The following is a 21,239-nucleotide window of genomic DNA, read 5'->3' as shown; positions in this document are numbered from 1 at the left end:
AGGAGACAAAATGACGTCCAGCCCCCGCCGTTTGTGGGATGCGTTAAAGAAAGGGTGGCCGGCCAATGAGCTGCCTGAAAAGCTACCCGCGTTACCCGATGAGTTCCGTTTGACCAGCGACTCCCGAGCGGTTGCCCCTGGTGACGTGTTCGTTGCCGTGCCAGGTAGCCAACGCGATGGACGCGATTACATCGATGCCGCCCTCGAGCAGGGTGCCGCGCTGGTGCTGGCGCACTCGAAAAAGCCGCGCGTTACCTTAGAGGGGTGTGTGCTTCATTTGCCCCACCTGGTGCTTCGCCTGGGTGAGCTGGGGCGTGCGCTGTTCGCCGTGCCCGATGACCTCGATCTGATTGGGGTGACCGGCACCAACGGTAAAAGCTCGGTCACCCACTATATCGCCGAGCTGAGCGAGCTTTTGAATACCCCGGCCGGGGTGATCGGCACTTTGGGTACGGGCCGGCTTGGCGAGCTGGCCGATAGCGGGTTGACCACGCCAGGGCCGCTTTTTTTACAGCGTTCTTTGGCCGAACTTGCCCAAAGTGGTGCCCAGCGCGTGGCTATCGAAGCCTCCTCCCATGCGCTGGATCAGCAGCGGCTAACCGCCTGTAATATCCGTGCCGGCGTGTTTACCAACCTGAGCCGGGACCATCTCGATTACCATGGCAGCATGGCCGCCTACGCGGCGGCCAAGGCGAAGCTCTTTCGCCGCCCGGAGCTAGAGCTTGCCGTGGTCAACGCCCAGGACCCGCTGGCAAGGCTCATGCTGGCAGGTCTGGAAAAAGGCGTGCGCGTTTTGGCCATCGGCGATGACCAGGCCTGTACGCTGCGCGTGGTGGGCTGGCACCCTCATGCACTGGGCCAACACGCGCTCATCGCTACCCCGGAGGGGGAAAAGACTCTCGAGATGAACCTGATGGGGCGCTTCAACCTGGATAACGTGCTGCTCGCCATCGCCACGCTTTACGGGCTTGGCGAGCCGCTCGGCGCGCTTTTCGAGGCCGCGTCGAAGCTCAATCCGGTTCCCGGGCGCATGGCGCTTTATAAAGCGGCCCATTCCCCAAGCGTGGTGATCGACTATGCCCATACCCCGAATGCGCTTCACTCGGCCCTGGGCGCGCTGCGCGATCATCTAAGCGAGTCCGGCAAGCTTTGGTGCGTGTTTGGCTGTGGTGGCGAGCGTGACACCGGCAAGCGTGCGGAAATGGCGCGAGTGGCTGAAAAGCAGGCCGATCACAGCGTGATCACCGACGACAACCCCCGGGGCGAACCCGCCGACGCCATTCGCCGCATGATTGCCGAAGGCTTTAGCAAAGCCGGCGCGTTTAGCGAAATCGGCGATCGACGGGCGGCCATCGAGCAGGTGATTGGCCAGGCTGGCGTCGATGACGTCGTGTTGATCGCGGGCAAAGGTCACGAGGCTTATCAAGAGATCGACGGCGTGCGTCATGACTACCGCGACGCAGCCGAAGTGCTAAAGGCGTTTGAACTGCGGAGCGGCGGTTAATGCGTTGGCACGTAGCGGACGTTGCCGCGTCCCTGAATCTAACCCTACCCGGCGACTTCCCGGCACTCGCGTTCACATGCGTGGTGACCGATACCCGGCGTATCACGCCGGGTTGTTTGTTCGTTGCGCTCAAAGGAGTGCGCTTCGACGCTCACGACTTTATCGAGCAGGCACGCACCCTGGGGGCGGCGGCCGCGCTGGTACAAACGCCGGTCGATTCGGCGCTGCCCCAGCTGGTGTGCGCCGATACCCGCCTGGCGCTGGGGCTTTTGGCTAGGGCCTGGCGCACGCGTTTCGACGCCCCGCTGGTGGCGGTTACCGGCAACAGCGGCAAGACCACCGTCAAAGAAATGACCGCGGCGCTGCTCGCGCCCCTGGGGCCGGTGCTGGCCACCGAGGCCAATCTCAATAACGATTTCGGCGCGCCGCTGACGCTTTTGCGCCTGACCCCCGAGCACCGGGCGGCGGTGGTGGAGCTTGGCGCCAATCACCTGGGGGAGATCGCCTGGACCAGCCGCTTGGCGGCCCCCGATGTGGCCATCATCACCAACGTGACCGGGGCCCACGTCGGCGAGTTCGGGGGTATGGGCCACATCGCCCAGGCCAAAAGCGAATTGCTGCTGGGACTCAAGCCCGACGGCGTGGCGGTACTCAATCGTGAAGACCGCTATTTCGACACCTGGGCGGCGCTTGCCCCGGGCCGGGTGCAGAGCTACGCCGTTGATAGCGAAGCGGATGTCTGCGCAAAGGCACTTTCCTGCGACAGCCAAGGGCGGTATGCTTTCACGCTTGTTCGAAAGGGGTGCGCGCTTGGCGAAGTGCGCCTGGCGCTGCCCGGCAAGCACAATGTGAGCAACGCCCTGGCCGCCGCCACCGCCGCGCTTGCCGCTGGGGTGTCGGCGGATCGCGTGGTGGCGGGGTTGTCGGCGCTTGCGCCGCTTGCCGGTCGGCTTAGCGTGATCGAAGGGCCCAACGGCAGTACGCTTTTGGACGACACCTATAACGCCAATCCCGGTGCAATGAAGGTGGCGCTCGATACGCTTAAAAGCTTCCCCGGGCCGCACTGGTGTGCGCTGGGGGCCATGGGCGAGCTTGGCGAAAACGCCGAGGCGCTGCACGGCGAAGTAGGGCGCTACGCACGTGAAATCGGTGTCGATACGCTGCTCACCTGCGGCGACGCCGCGCGCGCCGTCAGCGATGCCTTCGGTCGCGGGTACCACTTTGACGACCACGAGACGCTCGCGCGTCATATTATTAATACGTTGCCGCCTAACGCCACGCTATTGGTGAAAGGGTCACGCAGCGCCGGCATGGAAAACGTCCTTGCCGCGCTGCTCGGTTGAAACAGGGTAAACGCCGTTCATGTTACTTCACCTGGCGAATTTGCTAGCTCAATACCAAAGCGCTTTTCAGGTTTTTAACTACCTCACGCTTCGCATCATCCTGGCGGCCATCACCGCACTCATGCTTTGCCTGTGGCTTGGCCCATGGGTCATTCGGCGGTTGGTCGACGGCCAGATCGGTCAGTCGGTACGCGACGACGGGCCCCAGTCTCACCTCTCAAAGGCCGGCACGCCCACCATGGGTGGCGTCATGATTCTCATGTCCATCGCCATCAGTACGTTCGTTTGGGGGGACCTGGCCAACCACTACGTATGGGTGGTGCTGGCCGTTACCCTGGGCTTCGGCGCGATCGGCTGGGTCGACGACTACCGCAAGGTGGTCGAGAAAAACCCCCGCGGCCTGCCGGCCAGGTGGAAATACTTCTGGCAATCCGTGGTCGGTCTCGGCGCGGCGCTGATTCTCTATTTCAGCGCGACCACCCCCGCCGAAACGAGCCTTTTGCTGCCGCTATTCAAGGATTTCGCGCTGCCGCTGGGCGTTTTCTACATCGTGCTGAGCTACTTCGTGATCGTCGGAAGCTCCAACGCGGTCAATCTGACCGATGGCCTGGACGGGCTTGCCATCATGCCCACCGTTTTGGTGGCCATGGGGCTTGCGGTGTTCGCCTACGCCAGTGGTAACGCGGTGTTCGCCAACTACCTGCATATTCCGTTCATTCATGGTACCGGCGAAATCGCGGTGTTCTGCGCAACGATCGCCGGCGCTGGTCTGGGCTTTTTGTGGTTCAACACCTACCCGGCGCAGGTCTTCATGGGCGATGTCGGTGCTCTGGCCCTTGGTGCGGCGCTTGGCGTCGTAGCGGTGGTCGTTCGCCAGGAGATCGTGCTGTTTATCATGGGCGGTATCTTCGTGGTCGAGACGTTGTCGGTGATCCTGCAGGTGGGGTCGTTCAAACTGACCGGGCGGCGTATCTTCCGCATGGCGCCGCTTCATCACCACTACGAGCTTAAGGGTTGGCCGGAACCCCGGGTAATCGTGCGCTTTTGGATCATTACCGTGGTGCTGGTGCTACTGGGGCTTGCCACCCTGAAAGTGCGCTAGGACGACGCGATTCTCGCAAGGCCAGCGGCTGGCTGCCAGAGCACTGGCCGCCGGATCGCCGGCCGTACGTAAGGAGCCAAGCAATGCAGATACCTGAGGGCGTGACCGCCGTTATCGGCCTGGGGGTTTCCGGCCGGGCGATCTGCCGCCATCTGGCTCGCCTGGGCGCTCCCTTTGCGCTTTTGGACACGCGTACCGCGCCGCCAGGCCTCGAAGCGTTTCAGGCGCTTTACCCCAGGGTCGCTACCTACTGTGGCCCGCTGACCGCGGTCGATTTCAGTCGCGCTCGGGAAGTCGTGATCAGCCCGGGCGTCGACCCTTTTACGCCAGGCCTTGAAGGTCTACTCGAACAGGTCGACGATATCACCGGCGAGCCGAGGCTCGTGGGGGAAATCGCGCTTTTTCGGCGCGCGGTGAAAGCGCCGGTGGCGGCGATTACCGGCTCCAACGCCAAATCCACCGTGACGACGCTGCTGGGCGAGATGGCCCGTGCCTGCGGTGTCGACGCCGCGGTCGGGGGGAATCTGGGCACGGCGGCGCTGGAGCTTCTGGAGACCCACCCCGAGGCAGCGCTTTATATTCTCGAGCTATCGAGTTTTCAGCTGGAAACGACCCCGCGTCTCGACGCGACGGCCGCGGCATTTTTGAATCTAAGCGAAGACCACCTCGACCGACACGAAAACCTTGCGCGCTACCGCGAGGCGAAGGCGCGTATTTTTATCGGCGCCGAACACGCGGTGGTCAACGCCGACGACCCGCTGACCTGGCCTCGCGGCGCCGCGCAGGTTTCGCGCTTTGGCAGCCGCGCCCACGAGGCAGGGGAGTGGGGGGTGAAAACCGTGGAAGGCCAGACGTGGCTCGCCCAAGGGGAAACCCTACTGCTACGCACGGATTCGCTGAGCATGGCCGGCCAGCACAACTACATGAACGCCCTGGCCGCCCTTGCCCTGGGCGACCGCCTGGGGTTCTCGCTATCCGGCATGTGCCGGGCGCTGGTGGATTTCAAGGGCCTGGCCCACCGCAGCGAAGTCATCGCCACGCTTAACGGGGTGCGCTGGGTCAACGACTCCAAGGGCACCAACGTGGGGGCGACCCTGGCCGCTATCCACGGCATCGGTGCCACCCTCGAAGGGCGGCTCGTTTTGCTGGCCGGGGGTGTCGGTAAGGGCGCGGACTTTACGCCGCTGGCGGCGCCGCTCGCCCGTTACGCCCGTGAAGTCGTGGTGTATGGCGCGGATGCCCCGCGTCTGAAGGCCGCCCTGGGTGAAGCGGTCCCGGTGCGCGAGGTGGCCGACCTCGCCCAGGCCATGGCGCTTGCCTTCGAGACGGCGCGCCCGGGGGACTGCGTGTTGCTTTCCCCGGCCTGCGCCAGTCTCGATCAATTTGCCAACTTCGAAGCGCGTGGCGAGGCGTTTCGTGAGTGGGTCAACCGTCAACGCAGTGAGGTGGGTGCATGAGCCGACGCCAACGCTTTATGAATGCCGTGACCACTAAGCATCTGCCCTGCGATGTCTGGCTGATCGTGGCGGTGGTAACGCTTGCCGGGCTTGGCTGGATCATGGTGAGTTCGGCCTCGGTCGGCCTTTTGGAAAACAGCTACTACTACTCTCGCCAGCACGCGGTCTTTTTGCTGGTGGCCGGCATTGCGTGCCTTTTCATGCTGTGTGTGCCGCTGGAGGCCTGGCGCCAGAACGCCTCGCTGATTCTGCTCGCCAGTATTTTCATGCTGGTCATGGTATTGATGGTCGGTCAGGAAATAAACGGCAGTAAGCGCTGGATCTCGCTGCCCGGCCCGCTTCCCAGCCTGCAGATTTCCGAGCTTGGCAAGGTGGGGCTGATTTTCTATATGGCGGCGTTCATGTCGCGCTTTACCTATGACCTGCGCAATCGGGCGTTCAGCATGTGGCGGCCAATTGCGGTGCTCGCCGTGCCCGCCGGGCTACTCTTTTTGGCGCCGGATTTCGGCGGCATGGTGGTGTATACCGTGTGCGTCATCGGCATGCTGATGATGAGCGGCGCTTCGCTCGTGCTATTGCTCGGCAGCGGCAGCGTTCTCGCCTTCGGCGCGGTGATGATGGTGGTGATGGAGCCCTACCGGCTGGCCCGCTGGACCAGTTTCCTGGACCCCTGGGCGGATCAGTTCGCGACCGGCTACCAGCTGACCCAGGCGCTGATCGCTTTCGGGCGCGGCCATGTCGCCGGCACCGGGCTTGGCAATAGCGTGCAAAAACTCCACTACCTGCCCGAAGCGCATACCGACTTCATTTTCGCGGTGATCGCCGAAGAGCTCGGCATGATTGGCGCGATCAGCGTGGTGGCGCTCTTTACCCTGTTCGTTACCCGCGCCATGCTGATTGGCCGGCGCGCGGAGCTTGCCGGGCACCTGTTCGGCGCCTATGTAAGCTACGGTATCGGGTTCATCGTCTCCGCCCAGGCATTTATCAATATGGCGGTAAGCTCCGGGCTTCTGCCCACCAAGGGGCTGACACTTCCCCTGATCAGCTACGGCGGTTCGAGTCTTTTGGTGACCGGTATGATGATTGGCCTGCTGCTGCGCGTAGACGCCGAAACTCGCCACCGGCCCCGGCGCGCCTCCACCCCGTATAAGTCTCGCTTCGAGCCGCGTTTATCTTGAGTAAGGAGTTATTTGTGACGACGAATGCACGTCGACGCATTTTGATCATGGCCGGCGGTACCGGCGGTCACGTGATTCCTGCGCTGTCGCTCGCCCGGGCGCTGCAGGCGCAGAACGTCGCGGTAGAGTGGCTGGGAAGCCCGCGCGGCATCGAAAATCGCCTGGTACCCGAGGCCGGCATTACCCTTCACACCGTGGCCATTGCCGGGCTGCGCGGCAAGGGGATGGCGGGCTGGCTCAAGGCGCCGTTCAATTTGAGCCGGGCGGTGTGTGATGCCCGTCGCGTCATCAAACGCTTCCAGCCCGATGTCGTCGTCGGCCTTGGCGGCTTTGCCAGCGGCCCTGGCGGGCTCGCCGCCAAACTTTCGGGTATACCGCTGGTGATTCACGAGCAAAACGCCGTGGCGGGGCTGACCAACCGGGTGCTTTCACGGCTGGCCAACAAGACCTACGCCGCTTTCGAGAACGCCTTTGGTCCTCGCGCCGAGGTGATCGGCAACCCCGTACGCGGCGAGATCGCCGTGCTGGGTGAGACGCCGCGCACAGACGCCGAGCTCACCGCGCGCCGGCTCAGGTTACTGGTGGTCGGCGGGTCGCTGGGCGCCGTGGCGCTCAACGAACGCCTACCGGTGGCGCTAGCGGCGCTGGATGAAGCCAGCCGCCCCGAGGTGTGGCACCAGGCGGGCAAGGATCGCGATGAGGCGACACGCCAGGCGTATCGGTCCCTCGATGTCGAGGCCCAGGTGAGCGCGTTCATCGACGATATGGCCGCCGCCTACGACTGGGCGGATCTGGTAGTCTGCCGCGCGGGCGCTTTGACCGTGGCCGAACTTGCCGCGGCGGCGAAACCGGCCCTTTTGGTGCCATTTCCTTTTGCGGTGGACGATCATCAGCGCGTCAATGCCGACGTGCTGGTCAAGGCCGGGGCGGCGCGCTGCGTAGTGCAAAAAGAGTTGACCCCAGAGCGGCTGACGGCACTGTTGGGCGAGCTATTGACCCACGACACCTTGGCCAGCATGGCCTCGAGCGCGCGCCAGGCGGCGCACCTGGACGCCACCGAGCGTTTAGCGGCAGGATGCCTTTCGTTAGTGAAGCAAGGAGATTCGGTGTGACCGATTTAACGACCGACAAGCCAACCCCATTCGGCACTCCCACCGGGCCTGGCATGCGGCGAATCAAACGCCTGCATTTCGTGGGTATCGGCGGGGCGGGCATGTGCGGCATTGCCGAGGTGCTGGCCAACCAGGGCTACGCGGTTAGCGGTAGCGACATGAAAGTTTCGACGGTCACCGAGCGGCTGCGCGGCTGCGGCGTCAAGGTCTTCATGGGCCACGCGCCGGAAAACGTCGAGGGCGCCGACGTGGTGGTGGTATCCAGCGCGATCGATGAAACCAATCCGGAAATTCGCTGGGCGCAGGAACACCGCGTGCCGGTGGTGCGCCGCGCGGAGATGCTGGCCGAGCTGATGCGCTTTCGCCACGGTATCGCCGTCGCCGGCACCCACGGTAAAACCACCACCACCAGCCTGACCGCCACGCTGTTGGCCGAAGGCGGGCTCGACCCGACTTTCGTGATCGGCGGTAAGCTGACCAGCGCCGGTGCCAATGCGCGCCTGGGCGAGGGCGATTACCTGGTGGCCGAGGCCGACGAATCCGACGCCTCGTTTCTGCACCTTCAGCCCATGGTGTCGATCGTCACCAACATCGACGCCGACCATATGGCGACCTACGGCGGCGACTTCGAGCGGCTCAAGACCACTTTCATCGAGTTTTTACACAATTTGCCGTTTTACGGTTTGGCGGTACTTTGCACCGACGACCCGCACGTCAACGGGCTCTGTGAGCAGGTCAAGCGCCAGTTCGTCACCTATGGCTTCAACGAAGAGGCCGACTACCGCATCACGAATTTCACCCAGCGCGAAGGCGAAGTGACGTTTACCGCGCTGCGCCCGGACGGCGCTGCGCCGCTCGAAGTGCGTCTGGCGATGCCAGGCCGCCACAACGCGCAAAACGCCATGGCGGCGATCGTAGTGGCGACCGACGCCGGGGTGAGCGACGAGGCGATTCTGGCCGGACTCGCCGGGTTTGCCGGCGTCGGACGGCGCTTTCAGGTGCATGGCCACTTCCCGGCGCCGGGTCAAGACGGCGAGATCATGCTGGTCGACGACTACGGCCACCACCCTCGTGAAGTCGATATGGTGATCAAGGCGGTCCGCGCCGGTTGGCCCAAGCGGCGCTTGGTGATGCTCTACCAGCCTCACCGCTACAGCCGCACGCGGGATCTGTTCGAGGATTTCGTGCGCGTACTCTCCCAGGTCGACACCCTGGTGCTGTTGGACGTTTACAGCGCCGGCGAGGCGGTGATTCCCGGCGCGGAAGGGCGAACGCTTGCCGGCTCGATTCGTCAGCGCGGCGAGGTCGACCCGCTGTTCGTCGAGGAGAAGCAGGAGCTTTCGACGATTTTGGAAAAGGTGCTGCGCCCGGACGACATTCTAATCACCCAGGGCGCCGGCGATATCGGCGGTATTTCGCTGGCCCTGGCAAAAGCAGGGCTTGTGCTGGACGAGGTTGAGCTATGAGTACACGAGCAATGAACACGCCGCTGGATAACGTCGTGGTCGTGTTGGGTGGCGCCTCCGGCGAGCGCGAGGTGTCGTTGAAAAGCGGAGCAGCCATACTCGAAGCGCTAAAACGCCAGGGCGTGAACGCCACGGGCTATGACCCACGCGATGGCGGCCTTGCCGGGCTCGAGGCGCTGGCACCCTCACAGGTGTTCATCGCCCTGCACGGGCGCGGCGGCGAAGACGGCACCCTCCAGGGCGCGCTCGAGCTTTTGAGCATTCCCTACACCGGCAGCGGTGTGCTCGCATCGGCTTTGGGTATGGATAAAGAGCGCACCAAACAGGTGTGGCGCGCCCAGGGGTTGCCGACCCCCGAAAGTATCACGCTGGACGACGATGCGAATTGGAGCGTGGTCATCGACACACTCGGCCTACCCATGATCGTCAAGCCCGTTCACGAAGGCTCGACGCTTGGGATCAGCATCGTCAAAAGCGAAGCGGAGCTTAAAGCCGCTTATACCGAGGCCGCTCGGTTCGATGCTCAGGTCATGGCCGAGCGGTTCATCCAAGGCGAAGAGTACACCGTGGCGCTCTTGGGGGATGAAGCACTCCCCGCTATTCGCGTCGAAGTGCCCGGCGGCTTTTACGACTACGAAGCGAAGTACCTCTCCGATACGACGCTTTACCATTTGCCCTGTGGGCTCGACGCGAGTGAGGAGCAGGCGCTGGCCGCGCTTTGCCAAAAGGCATTTCGCGCCATGGGCGGGCAGGGCTGGGGGCGGATCGATGTGATGCGCGACGCCGACGGCACGTTCTGGCTAATCGAAGTGAATACCGTGCCCGGTATGACCGATCATAGCCTGGTCCCCCAGGCCGCTGCGCACGCTGGTGTCGGCTTCGACGAGCTGGTCATGAAGATATTGGCGACCGCCGGCCCCGCATGAGCTTCTCTACTGTGAAGATAGTTCTATGAAGACAGCTTTATGAAAAAGCGTAACGCATGGGTGGGCGTGATTTTGCTTGCGCTGCTGCTCGGTGCGGGCGGTCGGGCGCTATGGCTTTGGCTGGACCGGCCCATCGAGCGGGTCTCGATTCGCGGCGAGTGGGATTACGTCAGCGCCGACTACCTGCGCACCCAGCTTGCACCACTGGTGCAAAACGCGACCTGGCTTTCGGCGGATCTGGGCGAGCTGCGCGAACGGGCGCTTGGAATCGGCTGGCTTTTCGAGGTGCGTATTTCTCGGGAGTGGCCCAATGCGCTGGTCTTCGAGCTGGTCGAGCAGGACCCGATCGCGCGCTGGAACGACGATTTCTTGCTCAATCCGCTAGGGGAGCCGTTTCCCTTCGCACCGCTTGATGTGCCGCCGAACCTGCCCGACCTGGCCGGGCCCGCGGGCAGTAGTGAAGAGGTGCTCGACTACTATCAGCGCCTGACTCCGCACTTTGCCACGCTGTCGCTAACGCTTTCTCAGCTGCGCCTGGAGCCCCGCGGCGCTTGGCGACTACAGCTCGATAACGGTGCCTGGGTCATGCTGGGTAGACGCCAGCACGATATTCGCTTGGCCAGGCTCACGGCCTCCTGGCAGCGCGAGCTTGCAAGCCAGGGCGACCAGATTCGCTATATCGATCTTCGCTACCCCAACGGGGTGTCGGTTGCCTGGCACGGGCAGAGCGATTTCGACGATAGCGAGGAGTAAAAAGCCGCTTTAATGAATAAAGCGGCGCTTGAAAGGTAAAAGTGAGCGTTTGCCAACAAGGAAAACCCGATAATGGGGTTTAAATTATCCGCCAAGCCCATTATCGTGGTGCATGACTGGTCGTATAATGGTCATCGTTTCTATATGATAGGTTTGTTCGCTGATATTTATTTGTGTTGATCTAGTGTTACATGCTCTGATCAACGCATAATATTTAAGGATCGGCAGTGCCTCATGGAGTCCAACGCGGCTTTAGTGCTCGTTGTTTATCTGAGTATTTTTAAGCGGGCTTTTGCGATGCTCGTGTATAAATATACAGGTTTTAAGCGCCATGTACAGACCTGTCACCAGGGATAATTTGGCAAAAGGCGCTGAGTAAATAATGTCACTTTAAAGCGCCGATTCGAAGATGTTCCGCTATGAGAATGAAGTACGTTGAGAAATAAAGTGCGCTGAGAAATAAAGTACGTTGCGGATAGTTCGTCGCAGATAGTTCGTTGCGGATAGTTCGTTGCGAATAGTTCGTGCAGATAGTTCGTTGCGAATAGTTCGTCGAGAATAGTCGGCTAATGGCTATCAATGACAGGCAAATGTGTAGATAAGCGGTTGTCGACCATCAACCGTCTATCGTTTACAGGATTACTATAAGGAGATCACCCGACTCATGGCAGGCTCACCCAATGCATCCAATATGGTTGTCGGGCTGGACATCGGAACGTCCAAGGTCGTCGCGATAGTCGGTCAACCCACCGATGACGGTGGAATCGAGATTGCGGGTATAGGCTCTCATCCTTCAAGAGGGATGAAGCGGGGCGTTGTGATCAATATCGAATCGACGGTCCAGTCGATTCAACGAGCGGTCGAAGAAGCGGAACTCATGGCCGGCTGCGACATCCATTCGGTGTACGTAGGCGTTGCCGGCAGTCACATTAGCTCGATGAATTCAGACGGTGTGGTGGCTATTAAAGAGCGGGAAGTCACCCCGTCTGATATTGATCGTGTTATCGACTCCGCCCGCGCCCGGGCCGTTTCTGAAGGCCAGCGCGTGCTACACGTGCTGCCTCAGGAGTTTTCCATCGACGCCCAGGGCGGCATTCGCGAACCCCTGGGCATGTCGGGCGTGCGTCTGGAGGCTCAGGTGCACCTGGTCACCGCGGCCTTGAACGCGGTGCAAAATATCGAAAAGTGTGTACGCCGCTGCGGACTCGACGTGGATGCCATCATCCTGGAGCAGTTGGCATCCAGTATGGCGGTGCTCACCGAAGATGAGCGCGAGCTTGGGGTGTGCATGGTCGATATCGGTGGGGGCACGACCGATATGGCTATATTCAGCGAAGGCGCGATACGCCATACGGCGGTCATTCCCATCGCCGGTGACCAGGTGACCAACGATATTGCGATGGCGCTGCGTACACCGACCCAACATGCTGAAGAAATCAAGGTGAAGTACGCTTGCGCGCTGACTCAACTGGCCGCAAGCGATGAAATGATCAAGGTACCAAGCGTTGGAGACCGCGCATCGCGCGACCTATCCCGCCAGGCGTTGGCGGAAGTGGTCGAGCCGCGCTACGAAGAGCTCTTTACGTTGGTACGCGATGAATTACGCCGCAGTGGCTATGAAGACATGGTGGCCGCCGGAGTGGTACTCACCGGCGGCACTTCGCGTATGGAAGGGGTGAGCGAGCTGGCGGAAGAAATCTTCCACATGCCGGTACGCATCGCCTGCCCGCAAAACGTGCGCGGGCTGGCGGATGTGGTGCGCAACCCCATCTATGCGACAGGCGTTGGCCTTTTGCATTACGCACTACAAGAGGCACGTCACGGACAAGGTCTGGAGAGCCATGGGCGAGTCAGCACGGCGCACAAAGCGCGCGGTGAGCTCGTTCAGCGTGATAGCAGGGATGGTCATTCGGCGCTAGCGAAAATCAAAGGCTGGTTCAAAGGAAATTTCTGACAGGGCCGCAAGCGCGGTTCAGGAGACGGGGCTTATGTTCGAATTGGTAGATAACGCACCCTCGAGCAGTGCGGTCATTAAAGTAGTCGGTGTTGGCGGCGGCGGCGGTAACGCGGTCAACCACATGGTGGAAAGCAACATCGAAGGTGTTGAATTCATCTGTGCCAATACCGACGCTCAGGCGCTCAAGCGCGTATCGGCTAAAACGGTGTTACAGCTGGGTGGCGAGATCACCAAAGGGCTGGGCGCCGGTGCGAACCCCGAGGTGGGGCGCCAGGCGGCCATGGAAGATCGCGAACGTATCGCTGAGCTTCTGGACGGCGCCGATATGGTGTTCATTACCGCCGGTATGGGCGGTGGCACCGGTACTGGCGGTGCGCCGGTGGTGGCCCAGGTCGCCAAGGAGCTGGGTATTCTAACGGTGGCCGTGGTCACGCGCCCGTTCCCGTTCGAAGGGCCCAAGCGCATGCGCGCGGCGGAAGAGGGCATGAAAGAGCTCTCCGAGCACGTCGACTCGCTGATCACCATTCCCAACGAGAAGCTTTTATCCGTACTAGGTAAAAACGCTACGCTCTTGACCGCCTTCAGCGCCGCCAACGACGTGCTGCTCGGCGCGGTTCAGGGTATTGCGGAGCTGATCACAAGCCCTGGTATCATCAACGTCGACTTTGCCGACGTGCGCACCGTGATGTCCGAAATGGGCATGGCGATGATGGGCACCGGTGGCGCCACCGGCGAAAACCGTGCTCGCGAAGCCGCGGAAAAAGCGATTCGCAGCCCGCTGCTGGAAGATATCGACCTGCACGGCGCTCGCGGCATTCTGGTCAACATCACCGCCGGCCCGGATCTCTCCATCGGCGAGTTCAACGACGTGGGTGCCACGGTTCAAGAGTTCGCTTCTCAGGAAGCGACGATCGTGGTCGGCACCTCGATCGACATGGAGATGTCCGACGAGCTGCGCGTGACCGTGGTGGCTGCGGGGCTCGATGGCAACAAGCCCAAGCAGGCCGTTCGCGAGCCGGCCACGCGCCGCGCCGCAGCGGAGCCGGCGGACTATCGTAAAATGCAGCAGCCCACCGTGACGCGTCAGCAGTCGGCGGCGCGCGCTGAGGCTCAGGAATCGTCGCCCAAGCCGCGCCCGGAAAAGCGCCGTTCGGCCGAGTCCGACGACTACCTGGATATTCCCGCGTTTCTACGCCGCCAGGCGGATTGATTCACGACAGTGCCCTCAGAGCGAGCGTTTTAACCACGACCTATTGGTTAAAGCGCTCGTTTACTGTTAAAGTAAACACTGTTCGATAACCTTTCTTTCCCTCGGCGCGCCGGTCTTTTGCCGCGCGGCGCCGTTTTTAGAGTTCTACCACGCCCATGATCAGACAACGCACATTACAAAATGTCATTCGCGCTACCGGAGTGGGTCTGCACTCGGGTAAAAAAGTCCATTTGGCTTTGCGACCGGCACCCGCAAACACAGGGATAGTGTTTGTCAGAACCGATCTGGACCCCGTGGTACACGTTCCTGCTCGCGCCGAGCTCGTGGAAGACACGCGGCTTTGCACCGCGCTCTCCTTCGAGGGTGTCAAAGTGGCGACGGTCGAGCATCTGATGTCTGCGTTTGCAGGCCTTGGAATCGACAACGCCTACGTGGATATCAGCGCCGCGGAAGTACCCATCATGGATGGCAGCGCCAGCCCCTTTGTCTTTCTGATTCAGTCGGCGGGGATTCTGGAGCAGGATGCGCCCAAGAAATTCATTCGCATCAAGCAGCGCATCGCGGTGAGTGACGGCGACAAGGAAGCGGTTTTTCTGCCCTATCAGGGCTTTAAAGTATCGTTTTCGATCGATTTCGATCACCCGGTGTTCGAGCAGCAAAACCAGCACGCTTTAATCGACTTCTCGACGACCTCCTTCGTCAAGGAAGTCTCGCGGGCACGCACCTTCGGTTTCATGCGCGATCTGGAGTTTTTACGCTCCAATAATCTGGCGCTGGGCGGAAGCCTCGACAACGCTATCGTGGTCGATGATTACCGCATCGTGAACGAGGGCGGGCTGCGCTACGAAGATGAGTTCGTCAAGCACAAGGTGCTCGACGCCATCGGTGATCTTTACCAGCTTGGCTTTAGTTTGATTGGCGAGTTTCGTGGCATCAAGTCGGGTCACGCGCTCAACAATCAGCTTTGCCGCGAGTTGCTGGCCCAGCCCGAATCTTTCGAGATCGTGACGTTCGAAGACGAGAAGGACGTTGCCCCGATCTCCTACGCCGCACCAGCCATGGCCTAAGGTATCGGGCAGAAGCACTGGCCCAAAGTAATCCGGGGTGGGCGGTTGAAAAAAACCTACCTTACCCCATTTATAAAGCACCGCTTGCGGTGCTTTATGCGTTTATTTGGGGCTATTTTTACCTTTGGCGTGGGAGGCCAGGCGCTCCAGCGCGCCTTTGAGGCGTGCATCTCGGGTGTCCTCGGCGCATTGGGTCAGCGTTTCACCGGCGCTTTGGGAAAGCGCGCGGGTGTTTCGGGTCGGTGCGGTAATCGGGCGTACCGGACGTACCTTGAAATGAAAGCCGGTGACGGCCTCGAAGCCCGGCAACTGGTGGAGCAGTTCGAGTAGCCGACTTTGCTCGAATCGAAGCCAGGCAAGCCAGCTGGCCTGGCCGCTAATCAGCGTGAGCCGCGCATTGCTGAAGCCGCCGACAAAGATATGCTCGCGCATCTCTTCGGGTAGATGGGCGCGAAGATGACGCTGGGCCTGGTCGATCATACGCGATTGGCGCAGCAGGTTGCTCACCTCGGACGAGCTTGCAAGTACCTGGTTGATGGGCTGTGCGCGAGAACGCTTAACCTTTATACTCATACGCTTAATTCCAAAGAACCGATTCGATACGCCCGCGGCTTTAGCCCGGCGTAAGACAAAGAGCCTACCACGCTCAGGAGCCGACACCCAGCATGCCGCTTAACGCCGCGCCAGCCACTTTGACCGCCCCAGGGCGCGCTCGCCGCTGTGGGCTGGCGCGCTGGTGGCTGGCTGGGCTTTTGGTAAGCTGCTTGCTCCCGGTGGGCCTGTCGCCCGCAAGCGCCGCCAACCGCGGCGAGCGCGCGGTTTTGGTATGCCTCTGGGTACCCGCTATCTTGCGTGCTCAGTCCCGGCGTATCGCGATCAAGCGCCGCGTACGACACCTGGCCTGTCGCGTCAAAACCCCCACCGTACGGTTTTGTAAAAGGCTTTGGGATACCTCTTTTATCACGCTTTATAAGGTCGCCGCTCAAGACGTGCTGACCCAGCGCGGACCGCCCCACCAGTAGCTGTCACTCTTTTTTTCGCCGTTTTATTTAACAGGGTGCCCCGCGGGCGCGCTTGAAATGATTTTGGAAGGTTCATGATTAATACACTACTGCGCAAGGCCATTGGTTCGAAAAACGACCGCGACGTAAAGCGCATGAAAAAAAGCGTCCTGGACGTCAACAAGCTGGAAACCGAGATCGAGGCGCTTGACGACGCCGGGCTTCAGGCAAAGACCGGCGAGCTACGCACCCGTCTCGAGTCCGGCGAGTCGCTGGACAAGCTTCTACCCCAGGCGTTTTCCGTCGTGCGTGAGGCGAGCAAGCGCGTCATGGGCATGCGCCACTTCGATGTGCAGATGGTCGGTGGTATGACGCTGCACAGCGGGCGCATCGCCGAAATGAAAACCGGCGAGGGTAAAACCCTGGTCGCGACGCTGGCGGTTTACCTGAACGCGCTACCCGCCAAGGGCGTGCACGTGGTCACGGTCAACGACTACCTGGCCCGCCGCGACGCCGAGTGGATGCGCCCGCTGTATGAATTCCTGGGGCTCACCGTGGGCGTCATTTTCTCCGGGCAAACCGGTGACGAGAAGCGCCACGCCTACGGCTGCGATATCACCTACGGCACCAACAATGAATTCGGCTTCGATTACCTGCGCGACAACATGGCGTTCTCCCTCGACGAGAAGGTGCAGCGCGATCTGCACTTCGCCATCGTCGACGAGGTCGACTCGATTTTGATCGACGAGGCGCGCACGCCGCTGATCATCTCCGGCGCGGTGGACGAAAACACCGAGCTTTATAATGTGGTCAATGGTCTGGCCCAGCAGCTAGAGCGTGGCGAGGTGAGCGAAGACGACGAGACGCCGGTGAGCGGCGATTTCGTGCTCGACGAGAAGCAAAAGCAGGTCGAGCTCACCGAGCAGGGTCACAACAAGGTCGAAGAGATGATGCGCGCCCAGGAGCTTTTGGGCGAAAACGACTCGCTCTACGCCGCGCAGAACCTGAACCTTTTGCAGCACGTACACTCGGCGCTTCGCGCGCGCTACCTGTATCAGCGCGATGTGGATTATATCGTCGTCGAAGGCCAGGTGGTGATCGTCGACGAACACACCGGGCGCAGTATGCCCGGGCGGCGTTGGTCGGAAGGCTTGCACCAGGCGGTGGAAGCCAAAGAGGGGGTGACGGTCCAGCGCGAAAGCCAGACGCTTGCCTCCACGACCTTCCAAAACTACTTCCGCTTGTACGATAAGCTGGCGGGGATGACCGGCACCGCCGATACCGAAGCCTTCGAATTCCGCCAGATCTATGGCCTCGATGTGGTGGTGATTCCCACCAACCGGCCGCTGGCGCGTAAGGATCTCAACGACCTTGTCTACCTGAGCGGCGAAGAGAAGTTCGAAGCGATCATCAAGGACGTTCAGGCCGTGACCGAAGCTGGACGCCCGGTGCTGGTAGGTACCGCCTCGATCGAAACCTCGGAGTATCTTGCCAAGCTGATGCTCGAGGCGGGCGTCGAGTTCAGCGTGCTCAACGCCAAACAGCACCAGAGCGAAGCCGAAATCATCGCCCAGGCGGGTCGTCCGGGGGCGGTCACGATCGCCACCAACATGGCGGGCCGCGGTACCGATATCGTGCTCGGCGGTAACTGGGAAGCCGACGCCGCTAAGCTCGACAACCCGAGCGATGCCCAAATCGCCGAGCTCAAGGCCGAGTGGCAAAAGCGCCACGACGCGGTGCTCGAGGCCGGCGGCCTTCACGTGATCGGCTCCGAGCGCCACGAGTCCCGGCGTATCGATAACCAGCTGCGCGGCCGGGCCGGTCGTCAGGGCGACCCGGGCTCCACGCGCTTCTTCCTGTCTTTGGAAGACAGCCTGATGCGCCTGTTCGGCTCGGACCGGGTCAAGCGTTTGATGCAGGCGTTGGGGCTCGAGCGCGGCGAGGCGATCGAGCACAAGATGGTCTCGAACGCCGTCGAGCGCGCCCAGAAGAAGGTCGAAGGGCGTAACTTCGATATTCGTAAGCAGCTTCTCGAGTATGACGACGTGGCCAACGACCAGCGCCGCGTGATCTACGAACAGCGCAACGACGTATTGGGTTCCAACGACGTTTCCGAAGCCGTGATCGGTATTCGCGAAGAGGTCATGGAAAGCACCATCAGCGACTTCGTGCCACCCCAGAGCCTGGCGGAGCAGTGGGACCTGGCCGGACTCGAAGCGCACCTGAAAACCGAGTTCAACCTCGATGCGCCGGTCACCCAGTGGGCAGGCGAAGATGAGCGCTTCAGCGAAGAGAAGCTCAGAGAGCGCCTGCAAACCATGCACCGCGAAGCGTATGACGCCAAAATCGCCGCCGCCGGCCAGGCGCTCATTCAGCGCTTCGAGAAGCAGGTCATGCTGCAGGTGCTCGATACCCGCTGGAAAGAGCACCTTCAGTCGATGGATCACCTGCGCCGGGGTATTCACCTGCGCGGCTACGCCCAGAAAAACCCCAAGCAGGAATACAAGCGCGAAGCATTCGAGCTTTTCCAGCATTTGTTGACCAATATCAAGGCCGACGTCACGCGGATTTTGAGCCACGTTCAGGTGCGCCAGCCCGAAGAAGTGGATGCCCTCGAGCAGAAGCGCCGCGAAGACGCCGCACGGGAAAAGGCCGCCGCTTCCGAGGCCCAGCAAGTACCGGAGCAAGCCAGCGAAGCGGTCGCACCTGCTACCGCCGGCGCCGAAGCCCAGCCCCAGCGCCGCGAAGGCCCGAAGGTCGGGCGCAACGATCCGTGTATCTGCGGGTCGGGTAAAAAATACAAGCAGTGCTGCGGCAAGCTTCAATAGCCCGCTCTCGGTTTAAGGCGAGAATCGGTTTACGTTAAAGGAGAAGAGCATGGCGGTGGGTCACTATCCGTTTCCACAAATGCCGCCCCTCGAGGGGGTGCGGCTTGGGTCTGCCATGGCGGGGATAAAAAAGCCCCAGCGCCGTGATCTCGTCGTCATCGAGCTGCCCGGTACCGCCACCATGGCGGGGGTGTTTACCCAAAATGCATTTTGCGCCGCGCCGGTGATGGCGGCAAAGGCGCATTTGCAGGATGAAAGCGCGGCGCCACGCTACTGGGTCATCAATACCGGCAACGCCAATGCGGGCACCGGTGAAGCAGGTATGAGGGATGCGTACCAGACCTGCCAAGCACTGGCGGATCAGGCCGGCGTTTTTAAACACCAGGTACTGCCGTTTTCGACCGGCGTGATTGGCGAGCCGCTGCCCATGGAACGCCTGTTGGCCGGTCTTCCCGCCGCCTTCCAGGCGCTGGACGATGGCCCTGAAGCCTGGGCATTGGCCGGGGAGGGGATTTTAACCACCGACACCCGCGCTAAAGGCGCCACGGTGACCGCAGAGATCGACGGCCAAGCCTTTAACATCAATGGGATCACCAAAGGCTCGGGCATGATCAAGCCCAACATGGCAACCATGCTGGGCTTCGTGGTCACCGATGCGAGCATCGAGCAGCCCCTGCTGGCCCGGCTTCTGCGCGAAACCGTGGATGAATCCTTCAACGCGATTACAGTGGATAGCGACACCTCGACCAACGATGCCTGTATGCTGGCCGCCACCAACACCGGCGTACGGGTAGAGACCGATGAGCAGATCGCGGTATTCAAGCAAGCGCTTGGCCAGGTAATGACTCGGCTTGCCCAGTCGATCATCCGCGACGGTGAAGGCGCCACCAAGTTCGTCACCCTCGAGGTAGACGGCGCCGAGAGCGTCAAGGAGGCGCGGGACGTCGCCTTTACCGTGGCCCATTCGCCGCTAGTGAAAACCGCGCTGTATGCCTGCGACGCCAACTGGGGTCGTATTCTGGCCGCCGTTGGCCGCGCGCCGGTCGAGGCCTTCGATGTCAGCCGCGTGATGATCGACTTGGGCGATGTCCGACTGGTCGAGCATGGCGGCCGAGCGGCGAGCTACTTGGAAGCCGCGGGTAGCCGCGTGATGGCCGAAGAAGAGATCACGATCCGTATCCAGCTCGGGCGGGGCGATGCCCGCGCCACGGTGTGGACCTCGGATCTTTCCCACGATTATGTATCGATCAACGCCGACTATCGAAGCTAGCCGGCGCCTGATCGAGTCGCGTTTATAGTAAAGTTTAGTCCTGTGCAGTTAAGCGCTACGCCATGTCATAGCGCTCCAATGTGGAAAACACGTAATGAATGTAATGGTAAAACGACGGGTTCACGTCGCCGCGGCCGCCATCGTTAGTGCGGACAAAAAGCATGTGTTGATTGCCCGCCGGCCTTCCAACGTGGATCACGGCGGTCTATGGGAGTTTCCTGGGGGGAAGCTGGCGCCTTACGAAACCGGTCTTGAAGGGCTCAAGCGCGAGCTTCACGAGGAGCTCGGCGTCGAGATCCGCCGTGCTCAGCCGCTCATTCGCGTTCATCACGAGTACAGCGACAAACATATCCTGCTCGATGTTTGGCTGGTGCATGAGTTTGCCGGCGAGCCTTTCGGGCGGGAAGGCCAGGCGGTGCGCTGGGTCGCGATGGAAGATCTGGCCGGCTACCCCTTCCCGGCGGCTAACCTGCCGATTTTGCGCGCGGTCATGCTGCCCAAGGAGTATCTGATCACCGGGGAGGAACCCGACGATGAACGCTTCGAGGCCCTGTTGCGCCGCGCCCTCGACGAAGACGGCGTGCGTCTAGTCCAACTGCGTGCCAAGGGGCTCGAACGCGATGCTTACCTCAAGCGCGCCGAGAAGGCGCTGGCGCTGTGCCGCGAATTCGGCGCCAGGCTGTTGCTCAACGGCGAGCCGGATATTTTGGAGCAGGTGGATGCCGATGGTATTCATCTGACCAGCCAGCGCCTGATGGAGCTGGAGCGCCGTCCCATTGCCGAGGGCAAGTGGCTGTCTGCATCGACCCACGACGAGGAGCAGCTCAATAAGGCGCGAGGTCTGGGTTGCGACTTCGTTACCCTTTCGCCGCTTCGCACGACGCCTTCGCATCCGGATGTCGCGCCCATGGGCTGGCACGATTTTCAGCAGCTGGTCGAGCATGCCGGCATGCCGGTTTTCGCCCTCGGTGGCATGACCCGCTTTGACGCCAATCACGCGCGCGCGGTTGGCGCCCAGGGCATCGCGTCGATTCGCGATTTCTGGAAGTAGCTACTTGGCCTTTC

At 61.5% G+C, this 21,239-nt stretch carries 17 protein-coding genes; 16 read left to right on the top strand and 1 reads right to left on the bottom strand.

Features of this window, described 5'->3' with window-relative positions:
- The first annotated feature begins 10 nt into the window (after positions 1–10).
- The 12 genes from ACWFVE_RS09450 (at position 11) to lpxC (ending at position 15,075) form a co-directional block, all read left to right on the top strand.
- Positions 11–1,504 carry a UDP-N-acetylmuramoyl-L-alanyl-D-glutamate--2,6-diaminopimelate ligase gene (locus ACWFVE_RS09450; protein WP_447529019.1) on the top strand — a complete coding sequence of 498 codons (1,494 nt, stop codon included), beginning with the start codon at positions 11–13 and terminating at the stop codon, positions 1,502–1,504.
- Entirely contained in the window at positions 1,504–2,847 is a 1,344-nt protein-coding gene (locus ACWFVE_RS09445) for a UDP-N-acetylmuramoyl-tripeptide--D-alanyl-D-alanine ligase (protein WP_447529018.1), read from the top strand. The genes ACWFVE_RS09450 and ACWFVE_RS09445 overlap by 1 nt, the downstream gene beginning before the upstream one ends.
- Positions 2,848–2,866: 19 nt before the next feature.
- Positions 2,867–3,949 (top strand): phospho-N-acetylmuramoyl-pentapeptide-transferase, encoded by a 1,083-nt coding sequence (mraY, locus tag ACWFVE_RS09440; protein ID WP_447529017.1) that lies wholly within the window; start codon positions 2,867–2,869, stop codon positions 3,947–3,949.
- An 83-nt stretch (positions 3,950–4,032) separates the two neighbouring features.
- Positions 4,033–5,406, top strand: a complete 1,374-nt coding sequence (gene murD, locus ACWFVE_RS09435; RefSeq protein WP_447529016.1) for a UDP-N-acetylmuramoyl-L-alanine--D-glutamate ligase — start codon at positions 4,033–4,035, stop codon at positions 5,404–5,406.
- Positions 5,403–6,584, top strand: coding sequence for a putative lipid II flippase FtsW (gene ftsW / locus ACWFVE_RS09430; protein WP_447529015.1), 1,182 nt, complete (start codon positions 5,403–5,405; stop codon positions 6,582–6,584). The genes murD and ftsW overlap by 4 nt, the downstream gene beginning before the upstream one ends.
- A gap of 14 nt (positions 6,585–6,598) precedes the next feature.
- Positions 6,599–7,696, top strand: coding sequence for an undecaprenyldiphospho-muramoylpentapeptide beta-N-acetylglucosaminyltransferase (gene murG, locus ACWFVE_RS09425; protein ID WP_447529014.1), 1,098 nt, complete (start codon positions 6,599–6,601; stop codon positions 7,694–7,696).
- A 53-nt stretch (positions 7,697–7,749) separates the two neighbouring features.
- Positions 7,750–9,162: a UDP-N-acetylmuramate--L-alanine ligase gene (murC, locus tag ACWFVE_RS09420; RefSeq protein WP_447530521.1), complete on the top strand. Its 1,413-nt coding sequence runs from the start codon at positions 7,750–7,752 to the stop codon at positions 9,160–9,162.
- Positions 9,159–10,088, top strand: a complete 930-nt coding sequence (locus ACWFVE_RS09415) for a D-alanine--D-alanine ligase (RefSeq protein WP_447529013.1) — start codon at positions 9,159–9,161, stop codon at positions 10,086–10,088. Before murC ends, ACWFVE_RS09415 begins: the two co-directional genes overlap by 4 nt.
- Positions 10,089–10,127: 39 nt before the next feature.
- On the top strand, positions 10,128–10,841 hold the full coding sequence (locus ACWFVE_RS09410) for a cell division protein FtsQ/DivIB (protein WP_447529012.1): 714 nt from the start codon (positions 10,128–10,130) through the stop codon (positions 10,839–10,841).
- A 664-nt stretch (positions 10,842–11,505) separates the two neighbouring features.
- Entirely contained in the window at positions 11,506–12,795 is a 1,290-nt protein-coding gene (gene ftsA, locus ACWFVE_RS09405; RefSeq protein ID WP_447529011.1) for a cell division protein FtsA, read from the top strand.
- Positions 12,796–12,829: 34 nt separating this feature from the next.
- Positions 12,830–14,008, top strand: coding sequence for a cell division protein FtsZ (gene ftsZ, locus ACWFVE_RS09400; protein ID WP_447529010.1), 1,179 nt, complete (start codon positions 12,830–12,832; stop codon positions 14,006–14,008).
- Positions 14,009–14,163: 155 nt separating this feature from the next.
- Positions 14,164–15,075, top strand: coding sequence for a UDP-3-O-acyl-N-acetylglucosamine deacetylase (lpxC, locus tag ACWFVE_RS09395; RefSeq protein ID WP_447529009.1), 912 nt, complete (start codon positions 14,164–14,166; stop codon positions 15,073–15,075).
- Positions 15,076–15,177: 102 nt separating this feature from the next.
- On the opposite strand, the gene ACWFVE_RS09390 is transcribed toward lpxC, so the two are convergent.
- Positions 15,178–15,648 (bottom strand): DUF721 domain-containing protein, encoded by a 471-nt coding sequence (locus ACWFVE_RS09390; RefSeq protein ID WP_447529008.1) that lies wholly within the window; start codon positions 15,646–15,648, stop codon positions 15,178–15,180.
- Between the two features lie 92 nt (positions 15,649–15,740).
- Here ACWFVE_RS09390 and ACWFVE_RS09385 point away from each other — a divergent pair, with 92 nt between their 5' ends.
- The 4 genes from ACWFVE_RS09385 (at position 15,741) to ACWFVE_RS09370 (ending at position 21,225) form a co-directional block, all read left to right on the top strand.
- Positions 15,741–16,097 carry a hypothetical protein gene (locus ACWFVE_RS09385; RefSeq protein ID WP_447529007.1) on the top strand — a complete coding sequence of 119 codons (357 nt, stop codon included), beginning with the start codon at positions 15,741–15,743 and terminating at the stop codon, positions 16,095–16,097.
- A gap of 74 nt (positions 16,098–16,171) precedes the next feature.
- Positions 16,172–18,904: a preprotein translocase subunit SecA gene (gene secA / locus ACWFVE_RS09380; RefSeq protein ID WP_447529006.1), complete on the top strand. Its 2,733-nt coding sequence runs from the start codon at positions 16,172–16,174 to the stop codon at positions 18,902–18,904.
- 49 nt (positions 18,905–18,953) lie between these two features.
- Positions 18,954–20,174 (top strand): bifunctional glutamate N-acetyltransferase/amino-acid acetyltransferase ArgJ, encoded by a 1,221-nt coding sequence (gene argJ, locus ACWFVE_RS09375; RefSeq protein WP_447529005.1) that lies wholly within the window; start codon positions 18,954–18,956, stop codon positions 20,172–20,174.
- A gap of 103 nt (positions 20,175–20,277) precedes the next feature.
- On the top strand, positions 20,278–21,225 hold the full coding sequence (locus ACWFVE_RS09370; protein WP_447530520.1) for a Nudix family hydrolase: 948 nt from the start codon (positions 20,278–20,280) through the stop codon (positions 21,223–21,225).
- The last annotated feature ends 14 nt before the right edge of the window (positions 21,226–21,239 follow it).

This window comes from Vreelandella mediterranea, from assembly GCF_970647075.1.
Note: the sequence above shows the minus strand (reverse complement) of the source record. Positions and strands in the feature narration are given on the sequence as shown.